We start from the raw sequence: 22,990 nt of genomic DNA, 5'->3' as shown, positions 1-22,990 counted from the left end.
CAAGGTGGTAAGGGGACGGCCCCTGTCGGGCGAGATGCCTGCCACTGTCCGTCGGCTGCCGTCGGCGGGGCGCCCGCGTCGCCCTCATGTCTCCTGCGTGGCCGCCCGGTTCCAGTAGCGGAGCTTGTCGGGGTTGAGGACCGCCCAGATCTGCACGACGTGGTCGCCCGCGACGTCCAGGCTGATGACCGCGGCGACCTCGTCGCCGTAGCGCACCACGATCCCGGTGCGGCCGTTGACGGACCGGCAGTGCAGCGTGGTGCGGGGGCGGCCGGCCAGAAGGGTCAGGAGGCTGTGGGTGGCGCGCCGCGCACCGTGGACGGGCCGTGTGAGGGTTCTGACCTTGCCGCCACCGTCGAAGAACACCGTGGCGTCCGGTGCCAGGAGTGACATCAGGCGGGCGGGGTTCTCCGCCGCGCAGGCCTGCCGGACCGCCAGCACCACACGGTCGTGCTGCCACGGCGGCGTGGGGTGTGCCCGCCTGGTCCGAAGGCTGTGCCGGGCCCGGGCGGCGAGCTCGCCGCAGTCTTGCTCCGTCTGTCCGACGATGGCGGCGACCGTCCCCGGGGCCATCCCGAACACGTCGTTGAGGACGAATGCGGCCCGCTCGGCCGGTGACAGCGTGTCCAGCGCCTCGAGAAGGGCCTGGCTCACCTCTTCGTCCAGGTCCTGAGGGGGCGCGGCGCCGATCGTGCCCGGCTGCGTCCGTCCGGTCGGCGCCAGACGCCCCAGACAGATGCCGCCGACGGTCTTCACCAGCCAGGACCGGGGCTCGGCGATGCGGATCCTGTCGTCGTCGGGCAGGCCGTACCAGCGTCGGTAGGTCTCCGCCACGGCGTCGTCGGCGTCCTGGCTCCGGCCCAGCATCCAGTACGCCACGTTGAGCAGCCGGCGCCGCTCGTCGAGCAGTTCCGCGATCGGTACCGTCTCGTCGTCCAGCTCCCGGTCCATCCGCATCACCCCTCAGCACAGCACCCGACAAGGCGGTGCCACCCCTGATTCCGGCTCATGCCCGCCACGGCTCCCGGGAAGGGGGCGGTCCGCTGTCGTCCGGCGGGTCGTACCGACGCACTCCTGACCGGACAGGGGCAGATCGTGTGACACGGTTTCCCGACCGCACGCTGGGGCGTCCGCCCGCGTCGCGGGGCCAGGGCGACGCCCCCGGCGGCGTGCTCATCCGGGCGGCGGTCCCGGTGTCACAGGCGCGGGCCCTCACCTGTCTGTCCTTCTGCGGACTTGCCCGGCCCTTCGGCCACGGTCCGCCTCCCTCATCGGCAGGCACACGGCGACGGCTCGCAACGACTGATCGTCGTGACCAGCGACCGCAAGGACCCATCTATGTCGACCGTCGTCCCGTACACACAGCTGACCGGTGTCTACACCATCGACCCGGCACACAGCACCCTCGGCTTCTCCCTCCGGCACGCCATGATCGCGAACGTGCGCGGGCGGTTCGGCGCGTTCGAGGGACTGGTCAAGCTGGACGGGTACCAGCCCAGCCGCTCCGAGGCCTACATGAGTGTCCAGACCGGCAGTATCGACACCGGCAGCCCCGAGCGGGACGCCCATCTCGCGGGTCCGGACTTCCTCGACGCCGCCACCTACCCGCTGATGGCCTTCCGCTCCGCCGGCCTCGCCGACCGCGGAGACGGCCAGTTCCGTCTCACGGGCCACCTCAGGATCAAGGACGTCGAACTCCCTCTCCACATCCACCTCGCCTTCGACGGCGCCGCGCGGGACGAGAGCGGAGAGGACCGTGTCGGCTTCTCCGGCACCGCCCTGGTGCGCCGCTCCGACTGGGGTCTCGGCTGGAACACGTCCATGGAGACCGGCGGTGCCCTCATCAGCGACAAGGTCAGGCTCAGCTTCGACATCTCCGCCGTCCGCCTCTCCCGCGCGGACGCCGCATGACCGGCCCCGCGCCACGACACCGACCGCCCCGCGCGGTCCCCGCCGGCAGCGATGCCGGTGACCACAGGTCGGTCCGCGGCCGCGGCCGAACCGTACGCACACAACCCAGGTGAGACCCCCCCATGAATCATCAAGACCCCACCCAGACCCGGTTCCGTCCGATCACGACGATGGAGGACCTGCGCGAGCACCTGCAGTGGGCCATCGAGCTGGAGCACGCCACCCTGCCGCCCTACCTCACGGCCCTCTACTCGCTCGACCCCGAGCGGAACGCCCACGCCGCCGAAGTGGTCAGCAGCGTCTTCGTGGAGGAGATGATCCACCTCGCGCTGGCGGCCAACCTCCTCAACGCGGTCGGCGGACGACCTCGCGTCGACACCCCGCGCATCCTTTCCCCGCATCCTCGGCCCATGCCGCACGCCGACCCCTCCATGCAGCTGTCCCTGCTGCCGTTCGGTCAGGAGGCGGTCACCATGTTCCTCCGCCTCGAACAACCCGCCCACCCGGGCGACCCGGCCGAGGGCGACGCCTACCTGACCATCGGTCAGTTCTACGACGCGATCGAGAAGGGCCTGCGACACCTGTGCGCCGAACTCGGCGAGGACGAGGTCTTCACCGGTGATCCCGCCCGCCAGGTGGCCGCGGGACCCTTCGGGCACACCGGCGGGCGGCTGAGCCCGGTCACCGACCTCGCCTCGGCGCTCTCCGCCCTGGAGGAGATCGTGGAGCAGGGCGAGGGCGCGGCACGCGTCGACGTCTGGGACGGGGACATGGACATGTTCCACCCGCATTCCAAGGCGGTCTCGCACTACTACCGCTTCCAGGAGCTCGCACAGGGCCGGCGCTACCAGCCGGGGGACACCCCGGAGACAGGGCCCACCGGAGAGGCGCTCACCGTCGACCCCGCCGGGGTGCGCCCGATGCGGCCCAACCCGCGACTGGAGGACCATCCGGAGGGCAGCCCGATCCGTATCGCGCAGGAGGCGTTCAACATCGCGTACGGCAAGCTGCTGCAGCTCCTGGAGCAGGCGTTCAACGGCAATCCCGCGATGCTCGGGGTGTCGGTGGGCACGATGTACGCGCTCAAGGGGCAGGCACAGAGCCTGATGTCGATGCCCGACGGCGAGGGCCTTACCGCGGGCCCGACCTTCGACTACGTCGCTCCGGAAGATCGCGGCTGACCTCCGTTCACATGGTGGCCCCCTGGACCTCGGTCCAGGGGGCCACCATGTCGGTGCGGGTCAGGGGGCGGAGCATGTCCACGCCCCCTGACCCGCGGCACTGGTGGGTCGGCGCACGGTCCGGGCATCGGCGCCGGAACGACAAGGACGCGGTCAGGAGGCCGCCGCGCCGATCCGCTCGGCCTCCTCGCGCGCCGAGCGTCGTCGCCTCGCGCGGCGCTCGCTCTCCGTCGTACCGCCCCAGATGCCCTCGACCTGCCCGACGTCCACGGCCCACCGCAGACATTGGTCCCGCACGGGGCACCGGGCGCACACGGCCTTCGCCTCGGCGATCTGGACCAGCGCCAGACCCGCGGTGCCGATCGGGAAGAACAGGTCGGGGTCGACATCCCGGCAGGCCGCTCTCTCGCGCCAACTCATGGCAGCGCCTCCTCACTCGTCGCGGATGCCTCTCACGTAGCTGACCGTCCGAAGGGAGGTCCTGTGACATTCCATGGCGAAGAGCGAAGGTGTGAAAAACAGTGTGACAACAAGCACAATGTCTTGAGCGGGTCGCCTGGTCGTCGCACCATCTGGGAGTTGTGAACGCCACACAGGGCCCGAGGCCCCTTCCCAGCCCAGCCGCCGATCCCCGGGACCCCCTCTCCCCGGGCACCCACACCCTCGTCGTCCAGTTCGGCACGGCCGCCGTCGACCAGCGCTACCACGTCGCCGGAACCGGCCCGGTGTGCGTCGCACACTCCGGAGGGCCGGGCATCGGCTGGGAGTACCTGCGCATGCCCGAACTGGAGCGCGGCATGACCGTCGTCTACCTCGAGCCGGTCGGCACGGGCGATTCCGGCCGGCTGGCCGACCCACGTGACTACACCCTCGCCACCTACACCCACTTCCTGCACGCGGTGATCGAACACCTGGGCCTCGCCGAGGTGGCCCTGCTGGGCCATTCACACGGCGGGTTCGTCGCGCAGCGCTACGCTCTCGACCACCCCGAGCGCCTGGCGTCGCTCGTCCTGTACGACACCTCACCGATGACGGGAGACGAGTTCTGGGCGGCCGCCGTGTCCAACATGGAGGGCTTCGTCCGGCGGCACGCCGACGAGCGGCCGGAGGTGGCCACCTACGTCGCGGGTCTCACCACACGGGTCGACCGGTCCGACGACGAGGGCGCGACGAAGGTGCTGCGTCTCATCTCGCCCGCCTACTTCCACGACTACTGGGGCCGCGAGGAGAAGTTCGCCGCGGGGCGGGCGTCCCTGCGGATGTTCGCCGCACCCGCCTGGGGGGAGGAGCCCCCGTTCGACGTCCGCGAGGAACTGCCCCGGCTCACCGTCCCGGCCCTGGTCCTGGTCGGCGGGGACGACTTCATATGCGGGCCGCGATGGGCGCACATGCTGCACCAGGCCCTTCCCGGCGCCCGGCTGGTGATTCTCGAGGAGACGGGCCATCTCGGGCACATCGAGCGCCCCGATCGGTTCACGGCGGCGGTGCGCGACTTCCTCAGCGGCTGACCGCGCGGGCGTCGCCGTCGCCGGTGAGGAAATGCCACAGGAGGGGATCCACGTCCTGCGAGCCGAGACCGGCGACCGCGTCGCGGACGATCCGTTCGTAGCGGGCCGTGGCACGGCGCAGCGCGGCGTGCCCCTCCGGGGTCAGATGCATCCGCACGACGCGCCGGTCGTCGTCGACGGCGCTCGCGACGATCAGGCCCTGCCCGCGCAGGCGTGCCATCAGCCTGCTCGTGGCGGACTGACTCAGACCGAGCCCGTCGGCGACCTCGCCGAGCCGCACGGGTTCGGCGCGGGCGCCCGCGCCGAACCCGCTCCCCGCGTGGCGCAGGGCCTGGACGTCGCTCACCCCGAACGCGGTCTCCTCGCGCAGTCGCCGCTCCACCGTCCCCCGGAGCAGACGGTGGAGACGGTCGAGAGCGTCCCACCGGCCGGCCGCACAGGACGGCGTACGGTCGTCCGCGGGGCCGGTGCGCAGCTCGCACACCACGTCCCCGTGCGACGTCCCGGTCATGCGGCGGCCCGGTAGGAGGACGCGCTGTCGCCTACGGCCGTCCCCTCGCCGGAGTACGGCGCCTCCTGGCCGGTCAGCACGTCCTCCAGGCGACCGAGGTCTCCGGTGCGGGCGGCGGTGAAGATCGCCTGAACGAGCCGCCGGTGGGTGGCCGCGTCCACGTGCTGCCGGTGCCGCCGGTTGTTCAGTCTGTCCTGCGCGCGGGAGACCTGCTGCCGCGCGTTCCCCACGGACAGGTGGAGCAGGTCGCCGATCTGGGCGTAGGAGTAGCCGAACGCCTCGCGCAGCACGTATGCCGCCCGCTGGTTGGGGGTCAGGGTCTGCAGAAGCAGCAGCACGGCATGCTCCACCGAGTCCCGGCGCTCGGCCAGAACCTCCGGTGTCGTCCCGGTGTCCGTGGACTCCGGCAGCCAGGGGGTGGCACTGGACTCACGGCGTCGGCGCGCCGACTGCAGCACGTTGATGGCGAGCCGGACGGTCGTCGTGCGGAGCAGCGCACCGGGGTCGGCGACGACCGTGCGGTCGGTGCCCTGCCAGCGCAGCCACGCCTCCTGGATGACGTCCTCGGCCTCGCCCGGATCTCGCAGGATCCGGTTGGCGATCTTGAGCAGTCCTGGCCGGACTCGGCCGAACACGAAGGCCGCGTCGTCGAGTTCGACGGGCGCGGCGGTGATGGTCACCATCACCGGCTGCCGGCTCTGCCGGTTTGCGATCACAGATGTGTCCACGACGGGTTCCTCTGCTGGCTGGGGATCGGCGGCTTCCCTCGCCGCCGACACCAACGTCGCGCCGGCAGGGGCACTGCCGCGCCCCTGATGGACCGTGGGGCACCCCGGGGTCGTACCGTGGCCGCCACGTGGCCAGGGCCTCCCACCCACGTGGCCAGGGCCTCCCACCCCCTGGCCCGTGGGCCCGGGGGCCGGTCACCCCCGGGCCCACGGACTCCGGGGGAGTCACCCCCTGGCCTCGCACGCCCACGGGCCACGGGATCGGACCGCGACGGGACCTCGAGGGGACCGGATCGCGACGGGACCGGCCATGGACGGCCTGGCGCCAGCGGTCATGGCAGAGGAGATCCGCGGGCACACCGCGGCGCGGTCAAGGTGTCTCCGCGGCCCGCGCGGGCTCCCGACGACGGCACGGCGCGAGAGGCGTTCGGCACCCGGCCGACGGCGTCGCCCCGTGACGTCAGGCGGGGGTCGCCGCCCTGCCCGGCAGCACGGCGCCCAGCTGTTTGCGGGACCGGATCCCGAGCTTGGAGAACACCTTCCGCAGATGCCACTCGATGGTGTGCGGGCTGAGGAACAGCTGCGCGCCGATCTCGAGGTTGGTCAGCCCTTCGCCGGCCAGCCGGGCGATCTGGGCCTCCTGCGGCGTGAGCGCTTCGTCGGCGCCGGTGGCGCGCCTGCGCACGGTCTCGCCGGCGGCCTCCAGCTCCCGGCGGGCGCGCTCGGCGAAGGCCTCCGCGCCGGCGCGGTCGAGGATCTCGTGGGCGCGTGCCAGCTGGTCCCGGGCCTCGGCGCGACGGTTCTCGCGGCTGAGCCACTCGCCGTACAGCAGCCGGGTACGTGCGAGCGCCGTCCGCACCGAGGTGCTCTCCAGCCGGGCGATCGACTCCCGGTACAGGGCGTCGGCCGTGTCCCCGTCACTGATCAGGGCGCGCGCCGCCGCGGAGGTGCCCGTCGCCCAGGCCGTGCCACTGGCCTGGCAGATGGTCGCCAGGCGGCCGGCGGCCTCGACGGCGAGGTCCCGGCGCCCGCTGCGTGCAGCCGCCTCCACCAGCTCCACCAGGGAGGAGAGCGCGAGCCCCAGCTCCTGCGGGTACTCGCAGCCCTTGGCGGCGGCGGCACAGGCCTCCTCGTACCGCCCGAGGCCGTTGTACAGCACGGCCAGCGCCCACTGGGGGGCCGTGAGGGCCTTTCCCTCACCGCTGAGGGTCCGGTCGCCGGTGATCGTCCCGATCGCCCGCAGCGTCTCGGTCTCGCGGCCGCGCCAGGGCTCGATCACCAACGCCCCGTAGTGCGCGAGGACATGGCTGCCGGTGGCCTCGCCGATCGTCACCGCCTCCGCGGCGAGCGAGTCCGCGTCGTCGAGATCACCGGCGAAGACCCGGTTCGACAGCCGCAGCAGGAGCGCCGAGGGCAGCACGGACAGGGTTCCGGTCTCCCGTGCCAGACGGACGAGCTCGCCCGACAGGGTGCTCCAGCTGTCGAAGTCCCACACGCCGTGGGCCATGCGGCAGGCGAACGGGAGCCAGCCCAGCGACTGCTCCACCGTGAAACCGTTGCACCGCAGAGTGTTCAGCGCGCGGCGCAGAAGTGGGGCGCCCGCCGCGTAGCCGTCCGTGGTGGCCAGGGCCAGGCCGTCCAGGAAGAGATCGGTGGGCCCGGGGTGATCCGTCGGGGGCGCGGTGCGTGCGGCCCGGGCGACCTCCTCGAGGCCGGGGCCGTCGGACACACGGCCCGCGGTGAGGGCCGCGTAGAACGCGTCCCGGTAGGTCTCGCGCGCGACGCCGGCGTCGAGCGGTTCGAATTCGCGTGCCGCCGTCAGCAGCAGCGGCACCGTGGCACCGGCACTACGGGATCCGAAGGTGATCTGCCCGCGCAGCAGCGTGGCGCGGGCGTGTTGCAGATCGTCGAGCGCGCCCATCTCGGCCACGTTCAGCAGCTCGAGCGCGGCGTCGAACGCTCCGGCCAGGTACTTGCCCCGGGCCGCCGCCAGCGCTCTGCCGCGGCGGCGGGCGGGATCGGGCGTCAGCTCGGCCGCGCGTTCCAGGAAGGCCGCCGACGCGGCGATGCCGCCACGTGCCTGCGCGCGGTCGGCCGAGCGGACCAGTTCGTCCGCCACGGCCTCGTCGGGCTCCGCCGCGGCCCGGGCCAGGTGCCAGGCGCGGCGGTCGGGGTCGGACCGCGCGTCCGTGGCCTCGGCCAGTGCCCGGTGAGCCTCCCGGCGCTCGGCCGGTGCCGCCATGCGGTAGACCGCCGAGCGCACCAGAGGGTGCCGGAACTGGACCCGGGTGCGCACCTCCAGCAGATTCGCGGCCACCGCGGGGGAGGCCTCGCTCATGGACACACCGATGATGCCGGCGGCACGGCGGAGCAGTGAGACATCGCCGACCGGTTCGGCCGCCGCCAGCAGCAGCAGCCGTCGCGTCTGCGTGGGCAGCTCCTCGACGCGCAGGCTGAAGTTGTGCTCGAGCCTGCCGATGAGCGGACCCGTCGACGGCGAGGCGTAGCCGCCCGCCAGTTCGGCCGCGGAGGTGCTGCGGGGCAGTTCCAGCAGGGCCAGCGGATTGCCGCGCGCCTCGGAGAGGATCCTGCTGCGGACCGGCTCGTCGAACCGGCCGGGAAGCACCGAGGTCAGCAGCGCGCGGGCGTCGGGCTCGCTCAGCCCCCCGAGGGTGAGCTCGGGCAGCCCTTGCAGGGCGCGTTCGCCGTCCGCCTCGCGGACGCCGAAGATCAGCCCCACGCGCTCCGCCATCAGACGCCGTGCGACGAACCCGACGATCTGGGCCGAGACGCGGTCGAGCCACTGCACGTCGTCGACGAGGCAGATCAGCGGCGTCTCCTCGGCGACGTCGGCGAGCAGGCTGAGGACCGCCAGCCCCACGAGGAACCGGTCCGGGGGAGTGCCCGCGCTGAGCCCGAAGGCGGTCTCCAGCGCCGTCCGCTGCGGGTCGGGGAGGTGCCCGAGGCGATCGAGGAACGGTGCGCACAGCTGGTGCAGACCTCCGAAGGCCAGCTCCATCTCGGCCTCGACCCCCGCCGCGCGTACCACGGTGCAGTCCTCGGCGGTCTCGGCCACGTACTCCAGCAGGGCGGACTTGCCGATACCGGCCTCGCCGCGCAGCACGAGGACCGCGCTGTGCCCGTCGCGCACCTTGGCCAGATGCCGGTCCAGCACGGCGCGTTCGCTCTGCCGTCCGTGCAGGGAGCCCGGATTCTTGCCTTTCATGTACACCCCCGGCTGCGAGCGTAGATCCCTGGTCTTCGGCCTCACAACTCGTCCGCGCCGCTGGTCACCCGGTGCCGGACCGTCGGCGGTCGGGTCCGGAGTCTCCGTGGCCACCGCCTCCGCCTCAGCGTATGTCCTCGAACGCCGCGGCCTCGACGATCTTCTTCACGGCGGTCAGGTAGCGGGCGGCGTCCGCTCCGTCCACCAACCGGTGGTCGTAGGAGAGCGAGAGGTGGACCAGCTCACGGACACCGATGAACTCCTCGTCACCGTCCTGTACGACCGCGGGCCGTCTGACGGCGGCGCCCACGCCCAGGATCGCCACCTGGTGCGGCGGGACGATGAGGGTGTCGAAGAGGGCGCCGCGCGCTCCGGTGTCGGAGACCGCGAAGGTGGCTCCGGCCACGTCGGCGGGCGTGAGCCGGCCCGCTAGGGCGTGGAGGGTGAGGTCGTGGACGGCGCGGGCGATGCCGCTGACGGTGAGATCGCCCGCGCCCCGTACCACCGGAGTCACCGGCCCTTGGTCCGTGTCGACCGTGATGCCCACGTTCTCGGTGTCGTGGTACGTGATGGTCGCGCCGCCCGTGTCGATCCTGGCGTTGATGACGGGATGGGCCTTGAGCGCCTGGGCGGCGGCCAGGACGAAGAACGGCAACGGTGTCAGAGCGAAGCCCTCGCGTGCGATGAAGCCGTCCGCTGTCCGCCGCCACAGCCGCAGGAGGCCGGTGGCGTCGGCCTCGACCGTCGAGGTCAGCTGCGCCTGCTCCAGCAGCGCCTGCTTGAGACTGTCGCCGACGGCCTTGCGCAGCCGCGGGACGGCGGCGGTGTGCCCGCGCGGGGCCGCCGTCGCCGCTGCCGGCATCGGGTGCGGCGCCGGAGGGGTCGCGGGTGCCGGCGCGGGCACGGGTTGGGGCACCGGTGCCGGGACGGGCGCGGGTTGCGGCACCGGTGCCGGGACAGGTGCCGCGGCAGGTGCGGGTCGCGGCGACGGCGTCGGTACGGGTGCGGGAGCGGACGGGCGCCGGTCGGGTGAGACGGCGGGCGGCGCGGAGGGTGGCCGCGTGACCGGCGCCGGTGAGGGGGCCGGCTGCGGCGCGTCCACCGGCGCGGCGGGTGCCGCGCTCGCCGCCGAGGGCTCGGCCTCGGACGGCCCGATGACGGCGAGCTCGGCGCCCACCTCGACCGTCTCGTCCTCGCCGACGACGACGGTCAGCAGGACTCCCGAGGCGGGAGCGGGGATCTCGGTGTCGACCTTGTCGGTCGACACCTCCAGCAGCGGTTCGTCCTCCTGGACGTGCTCACCGGGCTGCTTCAGCCAACGGGTCACGGTGCCCTCGGTGACGGACTCACCGAGCGCGGGAAGGGTCACGGAAATCGTCATGGCGGCGTATGGCTCCTTCAGGTGTCCAGGCCGTAGTGCTTGCGGGCGCGGTCGACGGTCCCGGGGTCCACGTGGCCGGCCAGTGCCAGCCGGTCCAGGGCCGTCACCGCGATCGATTCGGCGTCCACGCGGAAGTAGCGCCGTACGTCCTCGCGGGTGTCGGACAGGCCGAATCCGTCGGTGCCCAGTGAGTAGTAGTCCTGCTCGATCCACTGGCCGATCTGGTCGGGGACCTGGCGCATCCAGTCGCTGACGGCCACGACCGGGCCGGGCGCACCGGCGAGCGCCTCGGTCACGAAGGGCACCCGTGTCTCCCCGCGCGTGCGGGCGGTGTCGGCGTCCATCGCGTCCCGGCGCAGCTCCGTCCACGACGTCACCGACCACACGTCGGCACGCACGCCCCAGTCGGCGGCGAGCAGTTCCTGCGCCCGCAGTGCCCAGTGGACGGCGGTGCCGGAGGCCAGGAGCTGCAGCCGGGGGCCGGACACGGCGCTGTCGCCCGGGCGGAACGGGTACAGGCCGCGGACGATGCCCTCCTCGATGCCGGGCAGCGCCGGCATGGGCGGCTGGGGCTTCGGCTCGTTGTAGACCGTGAGGTAGTAGAAGACGTTCTCGGGGTGCTCGCCGTACATCCGGCGCAGGCCGTCCCGGACGATGACCGCGATCTCGTAGGCGAAGGCCGGGTCGTAGCTGACGGCCGCCGGGTTGGTGGCGGCCAGGAGGTGCGAGTGGCCGTCGCCGTGCTGGAGCCCTTCGCCGGTCATGGTGGTGCGCCCGGCGGTGCCGCCGACGACGAATCCGCGGCCCATCTGGTCGGCGAGGGCCCAGAACTGGTCGCCGGTGCGCTGGAAGCCGAACATGGCGTAGAAGATGTAGAACGGGATCATCGGCTCGCCGTGGGTGGCGTACGAGGTCGCGGCGGCGGTGAACTCGGCCATGGAACCGGCCTCGGTGATGCCCTCGATGAGGAGCTGCCCGGTCTCGCTCTCCCTGTAGTGCAGCAACTGGTCGGCGTCGACGGGGTCGTAGGTCTGGCCGAGCGGCGAGTAGATACCGGCCGTGGGGAACATCGACTCCATGCCGAAGGTGCGCGCCTCGTCGGGGATGATCGGCACCCAGCGGGCGCCGGTGCGGCCGTCGCGCATCAGGTCCCTCACCAGGCGGACCAGCGCCATGGTGGTGGCGACCTCCTGGTGTCCGAAGCCCTTGAGCAGCGCCTCGAACGGCTGCGGGGCGGGCTCCGGCAGCGGCTTGGCGATCACCCGGCGCGCGGGGGCGGGACCGCCCAGAGCGGCGCGCCGCTCGCGCAGGTACCGCACCTCGGGCGCGTTCTCCCCCGGGTGCCAGAAGGGGACGACGTCACCGGCGAGGGCGCTGTCGGGGATGGGCAGGTCGAGTGTGTCGCGCAGCTCGCGGAACTGCGCCATGGTCAGCTTCTTCATCTGGTGGTTGGCGTTGCGGGACTCGAACGCCGACCCGAGGGTGTGCCCCTTGACCGTCTGGGCGAGGATCACCGTCGGCGCCCCCCGGTGTTCGACGGCGGCCCGGTAGGCGGCGTACACCTTCAACGGCTCGTGCCCGCCGCGGGAGTTCTCGAAGAGCTCCACCACCTGCGCGTCGCTGAGGGTGGCGGAGAGTGCGGACAGGGCGTCTCCGACGAAGAAGTTCTCACGGATGTAGGCGGCGTCCCGCGCGGCGAGGGTCTGCATCTGGGCGTCGGGCTCCTCGCCCAGGCGACGCACCAGGTCGCCGGTGGTGTCCTGGGCCAGCAGCGGATCCCAGGCAGCGCCCCACAGGGTCTTGACCACGTTCCAGCCCGCCCCGCGGAAACGGGCCTCCAGCTCCTGCACGATCTTGGAGTTGGACCGTACCGGCCCGTCGAGGCGTTGCAGGTTGCAGTTGATCACGAAGGTGAGGTTGTCCAGGCCCTCGCGGGAGGCGAGCGTCAGGGCGGCCAGTGACTCCGGCTCGTCCGTCTCCCCGTCGCCGAGGAACGCCCACACGCGGGAGGCGGAGGTGTCCTTGATGCCGCGTGCGTGCAGATAGCGGTTGAAGCGGGCCTGGTAGACGGCGCCGAGCGGGCCGAGCCCCATGGAGACCGTCGGGAACTCCCACAGCCACGGCAGGCGCCTGGGGTGCGGGTAGGACGGGATGCCGTGACCGCCGGCCTCACGCCGGAAGCCGTCCAACTGCTGCTCGCTCAGGCGGCCTTCGAGGAAGACCCGGGCGTAGATGCCCGGGGAGGCGTGTCCCTGGAGGAACAACTGGTCGCCCGAGCCGTCCCGTTCCTTGCCGCGGAAGAAGTGGTTGAAGCCGATCTCGTAGAGCCAGGCCGCCGACGCGTAGGTGGAGATGTGCCCGCCCAGGCCGAGCCGGGAGCCGCGAGTGACCATGGCGGCGGCGTTCCAGCGGTTCAGGGCGGTGATCCTGGTCTCCATGGCGATGTCGCCGTCGAAGTCCGGCTGCGCTGCGGCCGGGACGGTGTTGACGTAGTCCGTGGTGAGCAGCCCCGGCACGGACAGGCCGGCGCGGGCCGCGTACTCGTGCACGCGCCGGATGAGGTACACCGCCCGATCGGGTCCGGCGTTGCGTATGACGGCGTCGAGGGAGGCCTGCCACTCGGCGGTCTCCTCGCGGTCACGGTCGGGAAGCTGGTCGAGCTCGCTGCTCGACGGGGACGCGGTGGGCCGGGACGGGTCACTCATGGGCGGCCTTCCTCGAGGCATGGGGCGGGGAGACGGGAGGGGGTGGTGGAAGCGGGTGACCGGTCTCGAACCCGTGCTGAGGGGGCTGCCGCGATTCCGGACGTGCCCGCGTCCTGCCTCGTTGACCGGACGAAAGGTGTTGTTGTGACAAGCCGCCCGATACGCCGGCCGGGGCCTTCGACGGCGGGTGTCCCGCGACGACGACCGCGGGGAGGGCACGGGCACCGCGGGACACCCGAGGGGCGGACCTACTCCACGAAGTAGGAGTCGTGCCGGTCGAAGAACGCGGAGCGCTCCTCCTCCGACGCGTGCGCCAGCGTCGACACCTGCTCGAAGTACTCCTCGCGCGGCGCGCCCGGTGTGAACAGCAGAAGCATGTCCGCCGGTGCGTCGGAGTCGTTGCGGAAGGCGTGCAGCCCGCCCTGCGGCACGTGCAGGAAGTCGCCCTTGCGGGCGTCCACCCACCGCACCCCGTCGAAGACGCGCACGGTGCCGTCCAGGATGTAGAACGACTCCGAGATCCGCTTGTGGAAGTGCGTCTTCGGGCCGCCGGCCCGCGGCCTCATCTCCACCCGGTACAGACCGAACTCGCCACGGGTGGTGGCGGTGGTGGCCAGATAGTGGGTGGCGTCCTCGCCCGGCCCGCCCCCGCCGAGGTCGGGTGGGGTGTCGGCCGGCCGGAACACGGCGCTGACCTCGCCGTCTTCTCCGAAGTACTTCTGTTCCGGGTAGGGGTACGACATGCTGCGTTCCCTTCTTGGGGCGGCCAGGCGGCCGTGTGCGGCCCGTACTCGATGTGACCGGTGGGCATGGTCCGGTGTGACGTCGAAGCGGCGTCCGGCCACGGTGCCACGCACTCGGGTGTCAGCCGGTGAGGCAGTCGTGGTGGGGGTGTCCCCGCCGTAGGGCCCGTACGTCCCGCACCGCCGCGGCGAACGCCTCTGGGCGTTCCTGCGGCATGTTGTGACCGGCGTCCGCGACCTGAAGGTGCAGGCGGGGCCCGGTGAAGTGGTGAGCGGTCGAGGACCCGTCGGTCGCCGGGAAGTTGCCGTCGGCGGTGCCGTCCAGGGTGACCGTGGGGACGGTGACCGGAGGAAGGCCGGCGAGGCGGGCTTCCAGATCGGCGTACGCGTCCGCGCCCGGTGCCAGGCCGAGCCGGTGCCGGTAGGAGTGGATGACGACGTCGACGTAGTCCGGATTGGTGAAGGCCTCCGCGGCCCGTTCCAGTTCGGCTTCGCCGAAGGCCCACACGGGGGAGTTGCGCTTCCAGATGACCCGGGCGACGCCCCGCGGATCGGCTGCCAGTCCGGTGCGGCCGCGCTCGGTGAGGAAGTAGTAGAAGTACCAGAAGCCCGCCTCCAGTTCGGGGGAGATGGGGTTCATGGCGGCGCCGATGTCCTGGATCAGGTAGCCGTTGACGCAGACCAGGCCGAGGACCCGTTCGGGCCACAGTGCCGCGGCCACCGTGGCCGCGCGACCGCCCCAGTCGTAGCCGGCGAGGTAGGCCCGCTCGACGCCGAGGGCGTCCAGGAGCGCGACGACGTCGGCCCCCAGGGCCGCCTGCTGGCCGGAACGGGGAAGGGAGTCGGACAGGAATCGGGTCGGCCCGTGCCCTCGCAGGTGGGGGACGACGACACGGAATCCGCCTTCGGCGAGCAGGGGGGCCACATCCACGTAACTGTGGATGTCGTAGGGGAAACCGTGCAGAAGGACGACGGTGTCACCGTCGGGGGAGCCCGTCTCGTAGTAGGCGACTTCGAGCACGTCGGTCGTGACGCGTCGCAGCGGGGCTAGCAGGGGCAGGGCTGACATGCGAATCCTCCGACGAGGGAGCGGTGGGGGAGGGGAGCCGCGGTTCCGGTCGGGCGCGGCTGGTGTGCCGGGTGTCGTGGCCGGGTCCGGCCCTCGGCGACACTGTGCACAGTGTGCATGAGACGATTGCCTTGTTAGTGTCAAGAGTGTTGGCGTCGCAACGGCTGCGCGTGTGCACGGAGTGATCTCCTCACCACGGGGGACTGTCTCCCCGCACAGACCGGCCTCCGCCACCTGCTGTGACAGCGAAACAAGCCCTGCTCAGGGCCCTTCGCGTCGGCGCCGGACGGACCCCGCCGGCCGTCACGGCGCCAGGGCGCGGGCGTCCCGGGCGCACACCCCCTCCGAGTCCGGCCGGAACGGGCGCGGACCATCCGACCGAATCAGGTGATGATCATGGAAACCGAAAGTGTTCTGCATCCCGCCTTCCTCGTGCCCGTGGGGCACGTGGAGCCGGTGCCCCGCCGCATCAGGGGCGTGATCGGCGGTCGCACCGTCTTCGACACGCGGCGCGCCCTGTACGTCTGGGAGTGGCAGGCCTATCCGCAGTTCAGCATCCCGGTGCGGGACCTCGTCGACGGTGTCCTCGACGACGAAGGGGTCGCCGAGGAGCACGGTGCGGGGACGGCGCACCGGCACACCCTGTCCGTGGGCGGGGACACCCGTCCCGGTGCGGCCTGGGTGTGGGGGAAGGACGCTCCGGCGCCGCTGCAGGGCACGGTGCGCTTCGAGTGGCCGGCCATCGACTACTGGTTCGAGGAGGACGAACCCGTCTTCGTCCACCCCAGGAGCCCCTACTCACGCGTGGACGCCGTGCGTTCCTCCAGCAGCGTCCGTGTGGAGCTGGAGGGCGTGGTCCTGGCGGAGGCGCCGGCCTGCGTCAAACTCTTCGAGACCGGCCTGCCGACGCGCTACTACCTCGACCGCGCGCACGTCGACTGGACCCGGCTGCGGCGGACCGACACGGTGACCCGCTGCCCGTACAAGGGAACGACGAGCGGCTACTGGTCGTTCGACGGTCCCACCGCCGTCCACGAGGACATCGCCTGGGCCTACGACTTCCCGACCATCCACGCCAACCGCATCGCGGGCCTGACGGCCTTCTACAACGAGCACGTCGACCTCTTCGTGGACGGCGAGCCGCTGCCGAAGCCCGGCACCCCCTGAGGCGCGTTCCGCCCCAGTCCCCGCTCCGGGGTCAGGTCCCGGGTCGATCCCGACGGCCCGGGACCTTTCGTGTCACACATCTGCGCCGGATCTGGTCCCATGGTGTGAAAAGTCCTCCTTAATCGACAGAGAGGGAATCCACCATGAGCGACATCGTTCTCGAGCCCGCCGCGCAGGACTTCGCCGACGCGACCGCCAAGCCGCCGCTGCTGTACGAGCTCGGGGTCGAGGGCGCGCGCAGGCTGCTCGACGACGTGCAGGCGCAGCCCGTCGAGAAGCCCGACGTGGACGAGAAGTGGATCACCGTTCCGGCCTCGGTCGGCGACGTGCGGGTACGCATCCTCAAGCCCGTCGGCGCCACCGGCCCCCTGCCCGTCATCCTCTACGTGCACGGCGGCGGCTGGATCCTCGGCAACGCCGGCACGCACGACCGGCTCGTGCGCGAGCTGACCGTCGGGGTGAACGCCGCCCTGGTCTTCGTCGAGTACGACCGCTCGCCGGAGGCCAAGTACCCGGTCGCCATCGAGCAGGCCTACGCGACCGCCCGGTGGATCATCACCGAGGGCGCCGGCGAAGGGCTCGACGCCTCCCGCCTGGCCGTCGCCGGTGACTCGGTCGGCGGCAACATGACCGCCGCCCTGACCCACATGGCCAAGCAGCGGGGCGACGTGGCCTTCGTGCACCAGTCGCTGTACTACCCCGTCACCGACGCGGCCCAGGACACCGAGAGCTACCGGACCTTCGCACACGGCCCGCATCTGACGGCCAAGGCCATGGAATGGTTCTGGGACGCCTACACCACCGACCCCGCCGAGCGCGCCCAGATCACCGCCTCGCCGCTGCGGGCGACCCTGGAGGACCTGCGGGACCTGCCGCCGGCGTTCGTCGTCGTGGACGAGAACGACGTGCTCCGCGACGAGGGCGAGGCCTACGCCCGCAAGCTCGTCCAGGCGGGTGTGCCGACGACCAGCATCCGCTACAACGCCTCCCTGCACGACTTCATGATGCTGAACACGGTCCGCGGCACCCAGGCGTCGACCGCCGCGGTCGAGCAGGCCGTCCACGTGCTGCGCAAGGCGCTCGGAACCGACTGACACCGCACACCCGACCCCACTCCCCGCACGTCGAAAGGCCCTTCTCATGAGTGCACACAAGCCCACCATCGTCCTCGTTCACGGCGCGTTCGCGGACTCCTCCAGTTGGAACGGCGTCGTCGACAGGCTGCTCGCGCACGACTATCCGGTGATCGCCGTCGCCAATCCGCTGCGCGGACTGTCGGCCGACTCCGACTACGTCCGGCAGATCGTCCGGTCCGTCGAGGGCCCCGTCGTCCTCGTCGGTCATTCCTACGGCGGGTCCGTCATCAGCAACGCGGCCAAGGGGCTCCCCGAGGTCAAGGCGCTCGTCTTCGTCGCGGCGTTCCTGCCGGAGGAGGGCGAGAGCGCCGTCACCCTGTCGGGCAAGTTCCCCGGCAGCACCCTCGGCGACACGCTCCGGCCCGTACCCGTGACGCTGCCCGACGGCAGCCAGGTCACGGACCTGTACATCGAACAGGCCAAGTTCCACGAGCAGTTCGCCGCCGACGTCCCCGAGGAGACCACGGCCGTCATGGCCGCGACCCAGCGGCCGGTGGCCGAAGCCGCGCTGACGGAGGGCGCGTCGGCGCCCGCGTGGCGGGACATTCCCTCCTGGGTGCTGGTGGCGGACGGGGACCGGAACATCCCCGCGCAGGCGCAGACCTACATGGCGGAGCGGGCCGGGGCCTCCGTCATGAAGGTCTCCGCCTCCCACGCGGCCAGCGTCTCGCGCCCCGGTGACGTGGCCCGTCTGATCGACGAGGCGGCGCAGGCGACGGCCTGAGCGCCGGAGGCCCGCGCCTGACGGACGCGGGGTGCGGGGTCCGGCTTCACAGCCCGATCCCGCACCCCGCGTTCCTGTGTGGGGGCCCCGACGCGTCACGGCAGCGGCGCGGGCTCCGCGAGCAGCGTGGGCACCGTGATGATCGTGACGTCCTTGGTGAGCAGCCGGTGGACAGGACAGCGACCCGCGACCGCGAGGAGCCGGTCCCGCTGCTCGGGGGTCAACTCCCCGACGAGCCCGATGTTCTTGACCACCTGCCCCTGGGCGTCGAAGCGGACCGCGACGTCCACCCGGTCCAGCGGCCATGCGTGGCGCTGCGCGTAGGCCCGCACCGCCATGGACGTGCACGCTCCGAGCGCGGCCAGCAGAAGCTCGCCGGGAGTGGGGCCGGTGTCGGTGCCGGCGGGTTCCGGCTCGTCGGCCGTCAGGCGGTGGGTACCGACCGCCACGGAGCGCGCGAGCTGCTTTCCTTCGGCCACGGTAACGATGCGCGTGTTCATGCTTGCCTCTCAGCCGGCGTACGGGCAGAGGCACGCCTTGTGCCTCCCGAAGCTCAGACCGCGCGGGGCGCGCGCCTGTGACGGCCGCGCGCCCGTACCCGGCTGCGAGCAGGGTGTGCGGGGCGGCGGTCACCGCCCCGCGAGCGATCAGCGAGCGATCAGCGGGACTGGTCGGTGGGGCGTACGAGGATCTCGTTGACCGCGACGTGGTCGGGCTGTGTGACGGCGTAGACCACCGCGGCCGCGATGTCCTCCGGCTGAAGGGTCCGCATCGACTCGGCCATGGCCTTGACCGCGGCACGATGGGCCGGGTCGGCGATGTGGTCGGCCAACTCGGTCGAGACGAAGCCCGGTTCCACGACGACGACGCGGACCCCCTGCTCCGTCACCTCCTGGCGCAGCGCCTCGGCGAAGGCGTTGACCCCGAACTTGGTGGCGGAGTAGACCGCGGCACCGGCCGAGGAGATACGGCCCGAGGTCGAGGAGATCTGGACCACCGCCCCGCGGGAACGCAGCAGGTGGGGCAGCGCGGCGTGCACCGTGTACATGGAGCCCAGCAGGTTGGTCTCCACCATGCGGGTCCATTCCGCGAGGTCCGCGCCCAGGACGGGGCCGGTGAGCATGAGGCCGGCATTGTTCACCACGATGTCGAGGGCGCCGAAGCGTTCGACGGTCCGGTCGACTGCTCTGCGTACCGACTCGGGGTCGCTGACGTCCATGTCCAGGACGAGGATCTCCCCGGGCGCCTCCTGCGCCAGTGCTTCGAGCCGGTCGGTCCTGCGGCCACCGACGGCCACGGTGGCCCCCGCCTTGGACAGCGCCAGTGCGGTCGCCCTGCCGATGCCGGACGAGGCGCCGGTGACGAGGACGACCTTGGGGTCGAGAACGGAACTCATGTCATCTCCGAACGAGGTGGTGGGGTGGACGGGCAGGGGGTGTCGTGTGCGAGGACAGGACACGGCGGCCCGAGAAGGTGACCGAAGGGTCATGTTGTGCCAGCGTAACACTGAACATGACCCGCAAGTCATGTTCAGTGTTAATGTTGTGACACGCAGAGGGAGGCGTCATGACCGGGACAGCAGGGGCGGTGCAGGCCAGGGCCGACAGCGTGCGCAATCGGCGGCTGCTCCTGCGAGCCGCCACCGAGGCCTTCGCCGAATGCGGGGTGGATGTGCCGATGCACACGATCGCCCAGCGGGCCGGCGTCGCCAAGGGCACGGTGTTCCGGCACTTCCCGACGAAGGACGACCTCCTCGCGGCGATCATGATGCAGTTGCTCGACCGGCTGCTCGGGACGGCGGTTCGGCTCCGGCGCGCGGACGACGCCGGCGGTGCGCTCAAGGAATTCATGGCACACGGGATCGGCCTGCTCGCCGCCGACCGCGCGTTCTGCGACGTCATCGGCCGGCCCTCGCTCCAGCACGCCGACGTGCGCGAGGCGATCGACCGGCTCTGCGACGCGGTCGAGGACCTCACCGCCCGGGCCAGAGCACAAGGAGCCGTCCGCGGCGACATCACCGGCACCGACATCGTGCTGCTCCTCGGCGGTGTCCACCAGACCGCCCAGCCGCTGCTGGACCGTGAACCGCGGGCGTGGGAACGCTTCCTGGAGATCGCGTTCGACGGACTTCGGGCCCGCGACCGCGCGGCCCTGCCGCATCCGCCCCCCGCCCGGCTGCGGATGGCGGATCCGTCCGGCGTCCCCGCATCGGCGAAGACGTGACACTAAGTGGCACATCATCGGTGTGTTGTGACATCATGCCGCAGCTTCCGTCTCGATCAGACCGGCCGACCAGCCGGTACGAACTGGGGCGGGTAACGTCGGAGTCATGCCGTCGCGGCGGCCGCGGCTCCGGACTCGTCGGCGTGGGGGCGCTCCATGGATCATGTCGTCGGTGTACCGCTCGCCGAGTCGCTCGACGAACGGCGGCACCTGCTGGACGTCGCCTGCCGCGCGCTGGGCGACCGCGTCGCCGCCGAACGCGTCGTCGACGAGGCCTATCGGCGGTGGTACCGGCTCACCGATCCGGAGCGGGTCGGGATGACGTCCCCCCGCGTCTGGCTCACCCAGGTCGTGGACGAGGCGTGTCTGACGCGGCCGGTGCCGCCCCGGCCCGGTGCGCGGGAGCGCGCGATCCCGGCGGTGGGGGAGTTGTACGGCGAGGACGTGGAACCGCTCGAGCGGGCCCGGTCGAGCCTGCGAGCGCGACGTGCACGGCCTGTGCCGGCGCGTCGCGAGCATGAGATCACCGTTGCCGTGCGGCAGGCGTGCGGCGATCAGGACGGCTCCCGGCTGCGCTCGCTGCTGGCCCCCGATGCGACGGCCTTCTTCGACAGCGGCGGCAAGATCCGCGCGCTGACCCGGCCCGTCCACGGCTGCGAGCAGGTCGCCCGCAGCCTGTTGGTCCTGCTGGCCGGACAGCGGCGCGTCACCCTGTGCACCGGATCGGTCAACGGGCGCACCGGCCTCGTCGCCCGGTGCGACGGCCGGGTCGCCGCGGTGCTGACCCTCGACGTCGCGGACTCGCTGGTCCTTCGGGTCTGGGCGGTCCTCAATCCCGACAAGCTGCGTAACTGGAACCGTTCTCTTCCCCGGTGAACTCACGCGCCACGGCGTCCCCGGGACGCGTGTCCAGGGACGCGCGGCGGGACCCGAGGAAGGCCGCGATCTTGTCGGGGTTGAACACCCACAGAACCCGGTGGATCCCGCGTCGTGTGGCGGCGACGGTCAGGAAGGCGGCGGGCCGGCCGTCCCGGTACAGCAGGACCCCCGCGCGCCCGTTGGCCTGTACGGGCGCGATCTCGGCCGTCGGCCAGAACCGTGACGCGGCCGTCGACAGGTTCGCCACGCGGGCGCGCCCGACCACGGGTACCCGGGCGGCGCCGCGCAGCCCGTTCCCGTCGGACAGACTGACCGCGTCGGGCGTCAGAAGCGCCTCCAGCGAGGCGACGTCCCCTTCCTGCGCGGCCGCGACGAAGGCGTCGAGCAGCCTGCGGTGCTCCTGGACGTCGACACTGTCCCGCTCGTCGTGCGTGAGGTGCATGCGCGCCCTGCTCACGATCTTCCTGGCGTTGACCGGCGTGAGGCGCAGGATCTCCGCGATCTCCGCGTAGCCGTACGCGAAGGCCTCCCGCAGCACGTAGGCGGCCCGTTCGGTGGGTGTGAGCTTCTGCAGGACGAGCAGCAGGGCGAGTTCCAGGGCCTCGGCGCGTTCGGCGCCGGCCGCCGGGTCGACGCTGGTGTCGACGGGTTCGGGCAGCCAGGGCCCGATGTAGGTCTCGCGGCGCACGCGGGCGGACCGCGCCACGTTGATGGCGAGCCTCGTCGTCGTGCTCGACAGGAACGCCACGGGGCTGACCACCGCCGAACGGTCGGTCCGCTGCCAGCGCACCCACGCCTCCTGCACGACGTCCTCGGCCTCCGTCGCGCTGCCCAGGACGCGGTAGGCGATGCCGAAGAGCCGGGGCCGCAGTTCCACGAAGGTGGTGACGGCCTCGGCGAGGTTCCTTTCGGCGACGGGTGCCTCTGTGGGGGATGCCTTTGGACACATGTCCCTTGACTCCATTCCTCCGGGGCCCGGGTGCTCGGAATGCGGCCACGAGGCGCTCACAGACCCGGCGATCGTCTCCCCCTCAACGACCGAGGGCCCGAGGACGCTGTGACAGTGCTTTTCGAAGCTCAAAAAAATGGGCCTGTCGTTCCACGGTGCGTGGAACGACAGGCCCATGCGGACGCGCCTACCGCTGCTGGGCGAGCCAGTCGACGAAACGGGTCTCGCCGATGCGGGCGTCCGGGCCGGGAAGCAGCGTGGTCTCCTGCAGCTCGGCGCCGAAGTACGGCGCGTGCACATCCGCGACGACCGTGCGCGGGTCGTTCTTGGCGGCCAGGCCCTTGCGGATCAGCTCGTCCAGCTGGAAGGTGTCGGGACCGGCCACCTCGACCACACCGTTGACCGGCGTGCCCACGGCGGTGCGGCCCACGGTGGCGGCGACGTCGTCCGAATGGACGGGCTGGATCTTCACCGGGGCCAGCCTGACGGTGTCACCCTCGGTCGCCGACTCGGCGATGCCCTTCATGAACTCGAAGAACTGCGTGGCGTGCACGATCGACCACGGGATGCCGGAGGCCTTGATCAGTTCCTCCTGCGCCTGCTTGGCACGGAAGTAGCCGCTCTCCTGGAGCCGTTCCGTACCCACCACCGACAGGGCGACGTGGTGGGTGACACCCGCGTTCGCCTCCGCCTTGAGGAGGTTGGTGGTGGAGGTACGGAAGAACTCCATGACGGCGTCGTCCGCGAAGGAGGGCGAGTTGGAGACGTCGATCACGACGGCCGCACCCTCCAGCACCTCGGCCAGGCCCTCGCCCGTCAGCGTGTTGACACCGGTGTTCGGGGCGGCCGCCACCGCCTCGTGGCCGTGTTCGTTGAGCCTGCTGACGACCTTCGAGCCGATCAGTCCGGTGCCGCCGATCACTACGACCTTCATGGGGACGTTCCTTTC

Annotated in this window: 21 protein-coding genes; 8 read left to right on the top strand and 13 right to left on the bottom strand. The window is 71.9% G+C overall.

Annotated elements, in window-relative coordinates; translation table 11 throughout:
- Positions 1 to 84: 84 nt before the first annotated feature.
- Positions 85 to 951: a sigma factor gene (locus ADL34_RS21295; RefSeq protein ID WP_062671191.1), complete on the bottom strand. Its 867-nt coding sequence runs from the start codon at positions 949 to 951 to the stop codon at positions 85 to 87.
- A 387-nt stretch (positions 952 to 1,338) separates the two neighbouring features.
- Here ADL34_RS21295 and ADL34_RS21290 point away from each other — a divergent pair, with 387 nt between their 5' ends.
- Both ADL34_RS21290 and ADL34_RS21285 read left to right on the top strand, forming a co-directional pair.
- On the top strand, positions 1,339 to 1,911 hold the full coding sequence (locus tag ADL34_RS21290; protein ID WP_062671088.1) for a YceI family protein: 573 nt from the start codon (positions 1,339 to 1,341) through the stop codon (positions 1,909 to 1,911).
- Between the two features lie 122 nt (positions 1,912 to 2,033).
- Positions 2,034 to 3,092, top strand: a complete 1,059-nt coding sequence (locus ADL34_RS21285; RefSeq protein ID WP_062671086.1) for a ferritin-like domain-containing protein — start codon at positions 2,034 to 2,036, stop codon at positions 3,090 to 3,092.
- Between the two features lie 153 nt (positions 3,093 to 3,245).
- On the opposite strand, the gene ADL34_RS21280 is transcribed toward ADL34_RS21285, so the two are convergent.
- Positions 3,246 to 3,512, bottom strand: a complete 267-nt coding sequence (locus tag ADL34_RS21280) for a WhiB family transcriptional regulator (protein ID WP_062671084.1) — start codon at positions 3,510 to 3,512, stop codon at positions 3,246 to 3,248.
- Between the two features lie 161 nt (positions 3,513 to 3,673).
- Between ADL34_RS21280 and ADL34_RS21275 the strand changes: the two genes are divergently transcribed.
- Complete coding sequence (locus ADL34_RS21275) at positions 3,674 to 4,600, top strand: alpha/beta fold hydrolase (RefSeq protein ID WP_062671082.1); 927 nt, start codon at positions 3,674 to 3,676, stop codon at positions 4,598 to 4,600.
- Here ADL34_RS21275 and ADL34_RS21270 read toward each other — a convergent pair.
- From ADL34_RS21270 to ADL34_RS21240, 7 genes are all read right to left on the bottom strand, one after another.
- Positions 4,590 to 5,111 (bottom strand): MarR family winged helix-turn-helix transcriptional regulator, encoded by a 522-nt coding sequence (locus ADL34_RS21270; protein WP_079034329.1) that lies wholly within the window; start codon positions 5,109 to 5,111, stop codon positions 4,590 to 4,592. The genes ADL34_RS21275 and ADL34_RS21270 overlap by 11 nt on opposite strands.
- Positions 5,108 to 5,839, bottom strand: coding sequence for a sigma-70 family RNA polymerase sigma factor (locus ADL34_RS21265; protein ID WP_159038957.1), 732 nt, complete (start codon positions 5,837 to 5,839; stop codon positions 5,108 to 5,110). Before ADL34_RS21265 ends, ADL34_RS21270 begins: the two co-directional genes overlap by 4 nt.
- 460 nt (positions 5,840 to 6,299) lie before the next feature.
- Positions 6,300 to 9,065, bottom strand: coding sequence for an ATP-binding protein (locus ADL34_RS21260; protein ID WP_062671189.1), 2,766 nt, complete (start codon positions 9,063 to 9,065; stop codon positions 6,300 to 6,302).
- A 124-nt stretch (positions 9,066 to 9,189) separates the two neighbouring features.
- Positions 9,190 to 10,446, bottom strand: coding sequence for a 2-oxo acid dehydrogenase subunit E2 (locus ADL34_RS21255; protein ID WP_062671076.1), 1,257 nt, complete (start codon positions 10,444 to 10,446; stop codon positions 9,190 to 9,192).
- Positions 10,447 to 10,463: 17 nt separating this feature from the next.
- Positions 10,464 to 13,151, bottom strand: coding sequence for a pyruvate dehydrogenase (acetyl-transferring), homodimeric type (gene aceE / locus ADL34_RS21250; protein ID WP_062671074.1), 2,688 nt, complete (start codon positions 13,149 to 13,151; stop codon positions 10,464 to 10,466).
- A gap of 248 nt (positions 13,152 to 13,399) precedes the next feature.
- On the bottom strand, positions 13,400 to 13,894 hold the full coding sequence (locus ADL34_RS21245; protein WP_062671072.1) for a cupin domain-containing protein: 495 nt from the start codon (positions 13,892 to 13,894) through the stop codon (positions 13,400 to 13,402).
- A 121-nt stretch (positions 13,895 to 14,015) separates the two neighbouring features.
- Positions 14,016 to 14,963 carry an alpha/beta fold hydrolase gene (locus ADL34_RS21240; RefSeq protein WP_062671070.1) on the bottom strand — a complete coding sequence of 316 codons (948 nt, stop codon included), beginning with the start codon at positions 14,961 to 14,963 and terminating at the stop codon, positions 14,016 to 14,018.
- 396 nt (positions 14,964 to 15,359) lie between these two features.
- Here ADL34_RS21240 and ADL34_RS21235 point away from each other — a divergent pair, with 396 nt between their 5' ends.
- From ADL34_RS21235 to ADL34_RS21225, 3 genes are all read left to right on the top strand, one after another.
- Entirely contained in the window at positions 15,360 to 16,130 is a 771-nt protein-coding gene (locus ADL34_RS21235) for a DUF427 domain-containing protein (RefSeq protein ID WP_062671187.1), read from the top strand.
- 143 nt (positions 16,131 to 16,273) lie between these two features.
- Positions 16,274 to 17,224 carry an alpha/beta hydrolase gene (locus ADL34_RS21230; protein ID WP_062671068.1) on the top strand — a complete coding sequence of 317 codons (951 nt, stop codon included), beginning with the start codon at positions 16,274 to 16,276 and terminating at the stop codon, positions 17,222 to 17,224.
- A gap of 46 nt (positions 17,225 to 17,270) precedes the next feature.
- On the top strand, positions 17,271 to 17,990 hold the full coding sequence (locus ADL34_RS21225; protein ID WP_062671066.1) for an alpha/beta fold hydrolase: 720 nt from the start codon (positions 17,271 to 17,273) through the stop codon (positions 17,988 to 17,990).
- A 95-nt stretch (positions 17,991 to 18,085) separates the two neighbouring features.
- Here ADL34_RS21225 and ADL34_RS21220 read toward each other — a convergent pair whose 3' ends face one another.
- Both ADL34_RS21220 and ADL34_RS21215 read right to left on the bottom strand, forming a co-directional pair.
- Positions 18,086 to 18,490 carry an OsmC family protein gene (locus tag ADL34_RS21220; protein ID WP_062671064.1) on the bottom strand — a complete coding sequence of 135 codons (405 nt, stop codon included), beginning with the start codon at positions 18,488 to 18,490 and terminating at the stop codon, positions 18,086 to 18,088.
- 158 nt (positions 18,491 to 18,648) lie between these two features.
- Positions 18,649 to 19,386 carry an SDR family NAD(P)-dependent oxidoreductase gene (locus ADL34_RS21215; RefSeq protein ID WP_062671062.1) on the bottom strand — a complete coding sequence of 246 codons (738 nt, stop codon included), beginning with the start codon at positions 19,384 to 19,386 and terminating at the stop codon, positions 18,649 to 18,651.
- A 170-nt stretch (positions 19,387 to 19,556) separates the two neighbouring features.
- Here ADL34_RS21215 and ADL34_RS21210 point away from each other — a divergent pair, with 170 nt between their 5' ends.
- Together ADL34_RS21210 and ADL34_RS21205 are read left to right on the top strand one after the other, a co-directional pair.
- Positions 19,557 to 20,213: a TetR/AcrR family transcriptional regulator gene (locus ADL34_RS21210; protein ID WP_063892343.1), complete on the top strand. Its 657-nt coding sequence runs from the start codon at positions 19,557 to 19,559 to the stop codon at positions 20,211 to 20,213.
- 156 nt (positions 20,214 to 20,369) lie between these two features.
- Positions 20,370 to 21,089 (top strand): hypothetical protein, encoded by a 720-nt coding sequence (locus ADL34_RS21205; protein ID WP_062671058.1) that lies wholly within the window; start codon positions 20,370 to 20,372, stop codon positions 21,087 to 21,089.
- On the opposite strand, the gene ADL34_RS21200 is transcribed toward ADL34_RS21205, so the two are convergent.
- Positions 21,043 to 22,041: an RNA polymerase sigma-70 factor gene (locus ADL34_RS21200; RefSeq protein ID WP_079034328.1), complete on the bottom strand. Its 999-nt coding sequence runs from the start codon at positions 22,039 to 22,041 to the stop codon at positions 21,043 to 21,045. The genes ADL34_RS21205 and ADL34_RS21200 overlap by 47 nt on opposite strands.
- A gap of 187 nt (positions 22,042 to 22,228) precedes the next feature.
- Entirely contained in the window at positions 22,229 to 22,975 is a 747-nt protein-coding gene (locus tag ADL34_RS21195) for an SDR family oxidoreductase (RefSeq protein ID WP_062671055.1), read from the bottom strand.
- Positions 22,976 to 22,990: the final 15 nt, after the last annotated feature.

This window comes from Streptomyces sp. NRRL WC-3605 (genome assembly GCF_001509795.1).
Taxonomy (GTDB): Bacteria; Actinomycetota; Actinomycetes; order Streptomycetales; family Streptomycetaceae; genus Streptomyces; species Streptomyces viridochromogenes.
Note: the sequence above shows the minus strand (reverse complement) of the source record. Positions and strands in the feature narration are given on the sequence as shown.

What these genes read in the sequence shown, in the direction of transcription:
- ADL34_RS21280 (WP_062671084.1), bottom strand. Translation starts at nt 3,512, where the DNA reads ATGAGTTGGCGCGAGAGAGCGGCCTGCCGGGATGTCGACCCCGACCTG.
- ADL34_RS21240 (WP_062671070.1), bottom strand. Translation starts at nt 14,963, where the DNA reads ATGTCAGCCCTGCCCCTGCTAGCCCCGCTGCGACGCGTCACGACCGAC.
- ADL34_RS21290 (WP_062671088.1), top strand. Translation starts at nt 1,339, where the DNA reads ATGTCGACCGTCGTCCCGTACACACAGCTGACCGGTGTCTACACCATC.
- ADL34_RS21235 (WP_062671187.1), top strand. Translation starts at nt 15,360, where the DNA reads ATGGAAACCGAAAGTGTTCTGCATCCCGCCTTCCTCGTGCCCGTGGGG.
- ADL34_RS21285 (WP_062671086.1), top strand. Translation starts at nt 2,034, where the DNA reads ATGAATCATCAAGACCCCACCCAGACCCGGTTCCGTCCGATCACGACG.
- ADL34_RS21230 (WP_062671068.1), top strand. Translation starts at nt 16,274, where the DNA reads ATGAGCGACATCGTTCTCGAGCCCGCCGCGCAGGACTTCGCCGACGCG.
- ADL34_RS21195 (WP_062671055.1), bottom strand. Translation starts at nt 22,975, where the DNA reads ATGAAGGTCGTAGTGATCGGCGGCACCGGACTGATCGGCTCGAAGGTC.
- ADL34_RS21295 (WP_062671191.1), bottom strand. Translation starts at nt 951, where the DNA reads ATGGACCGGGAGCTGGACGACGAGACGGTACCGATCGCGGAACTGCTC.
- ADL34_RS21225 (WP_062671066.1), top strand. Translation starts at nt 17,271, where the DNA reads ATGAGTGCACACAAGCCCACCATCGTCCTCGTTCACGGCGCGTTCGCG.
- ADL34_RS21255 (WP_062671076.1), bottom strand. Translation starts at nt 10,446, where the DNA reads ATGACGATTTCCGTGACCCTTCCCGCGCTCGGTGAGTCCGTCACCGAG.
- ADL34_RS21215 (WP_062671062.1), bottom strand. Translation starts at nt 19,386, where the DNA reads ATGAGTTCCGTTCTCGACCCCAAGGTCGTCCTCGTCACCGGCGCCTCG.
- ADL34_RS21270 (WP_079034329.1), bottom strand. Translation starts at nt 5,111, where the DNA reads ATGACCGGGACGTCGCACGGGGACGTGGTGTGCGAGCTGCGCACCGGC.
- ADL34_RS21220 (WP_062671064.1), bottom strand. Translation starts at nt 18,490, where the DNA reads ATGAACACGCGCATCGTTACCGTGGCCGAAGGAAAGCAGCTCGCGCGC.
- ADL34_RS21210 (WP_063892343.1), top strand. Translation starts at nt 19,557, where the DNA reads ATGACCGGGACAGCAGGGGCGGTGCAGGCCAGGGCCGACAGCGTGCGC.
- ADL34_RS21205 (WP_062671058.1), top strand. Translation starts at nt 20,370, where the DNA reads ATGGATCATGTCGTCGGTGTACCGCTCGCCGAGTCGCTCGACGAACGG.
- ADL34_RS21200 (WP_079034328.1), bottom strand. Translation starts at nt 22,041, where the DNA reads ATGTGTCCAAAGGCATCCCCCACAGAGGCACCCGTCGCCGAAAGGAAC.
- aceE (WP_062671074.1), bottom strand. Translation starts at nt 13,151, where the DNA reads ATGAGTGACCCGTCCCGGCCCACCGCGTCCCCGTCGAGCAGCGAGCTC.
- ADL34_RS21245 (WP_062671072.1), bottom strand. Translation starts at nt 13,894, where the DNA reads ATGTCGTACCCCTACCCGGAACAGAAGTACTTCGGAGAAGACGGCGAG.
- ADL34_RS21260 (WP_062671189.1), bottom strand. Translation starts at nt 9,065, where the DNA reads ATGAAAGGCAAGAATCCGGGCTCCCTGCACGGACGGCAGAGCGAACGC.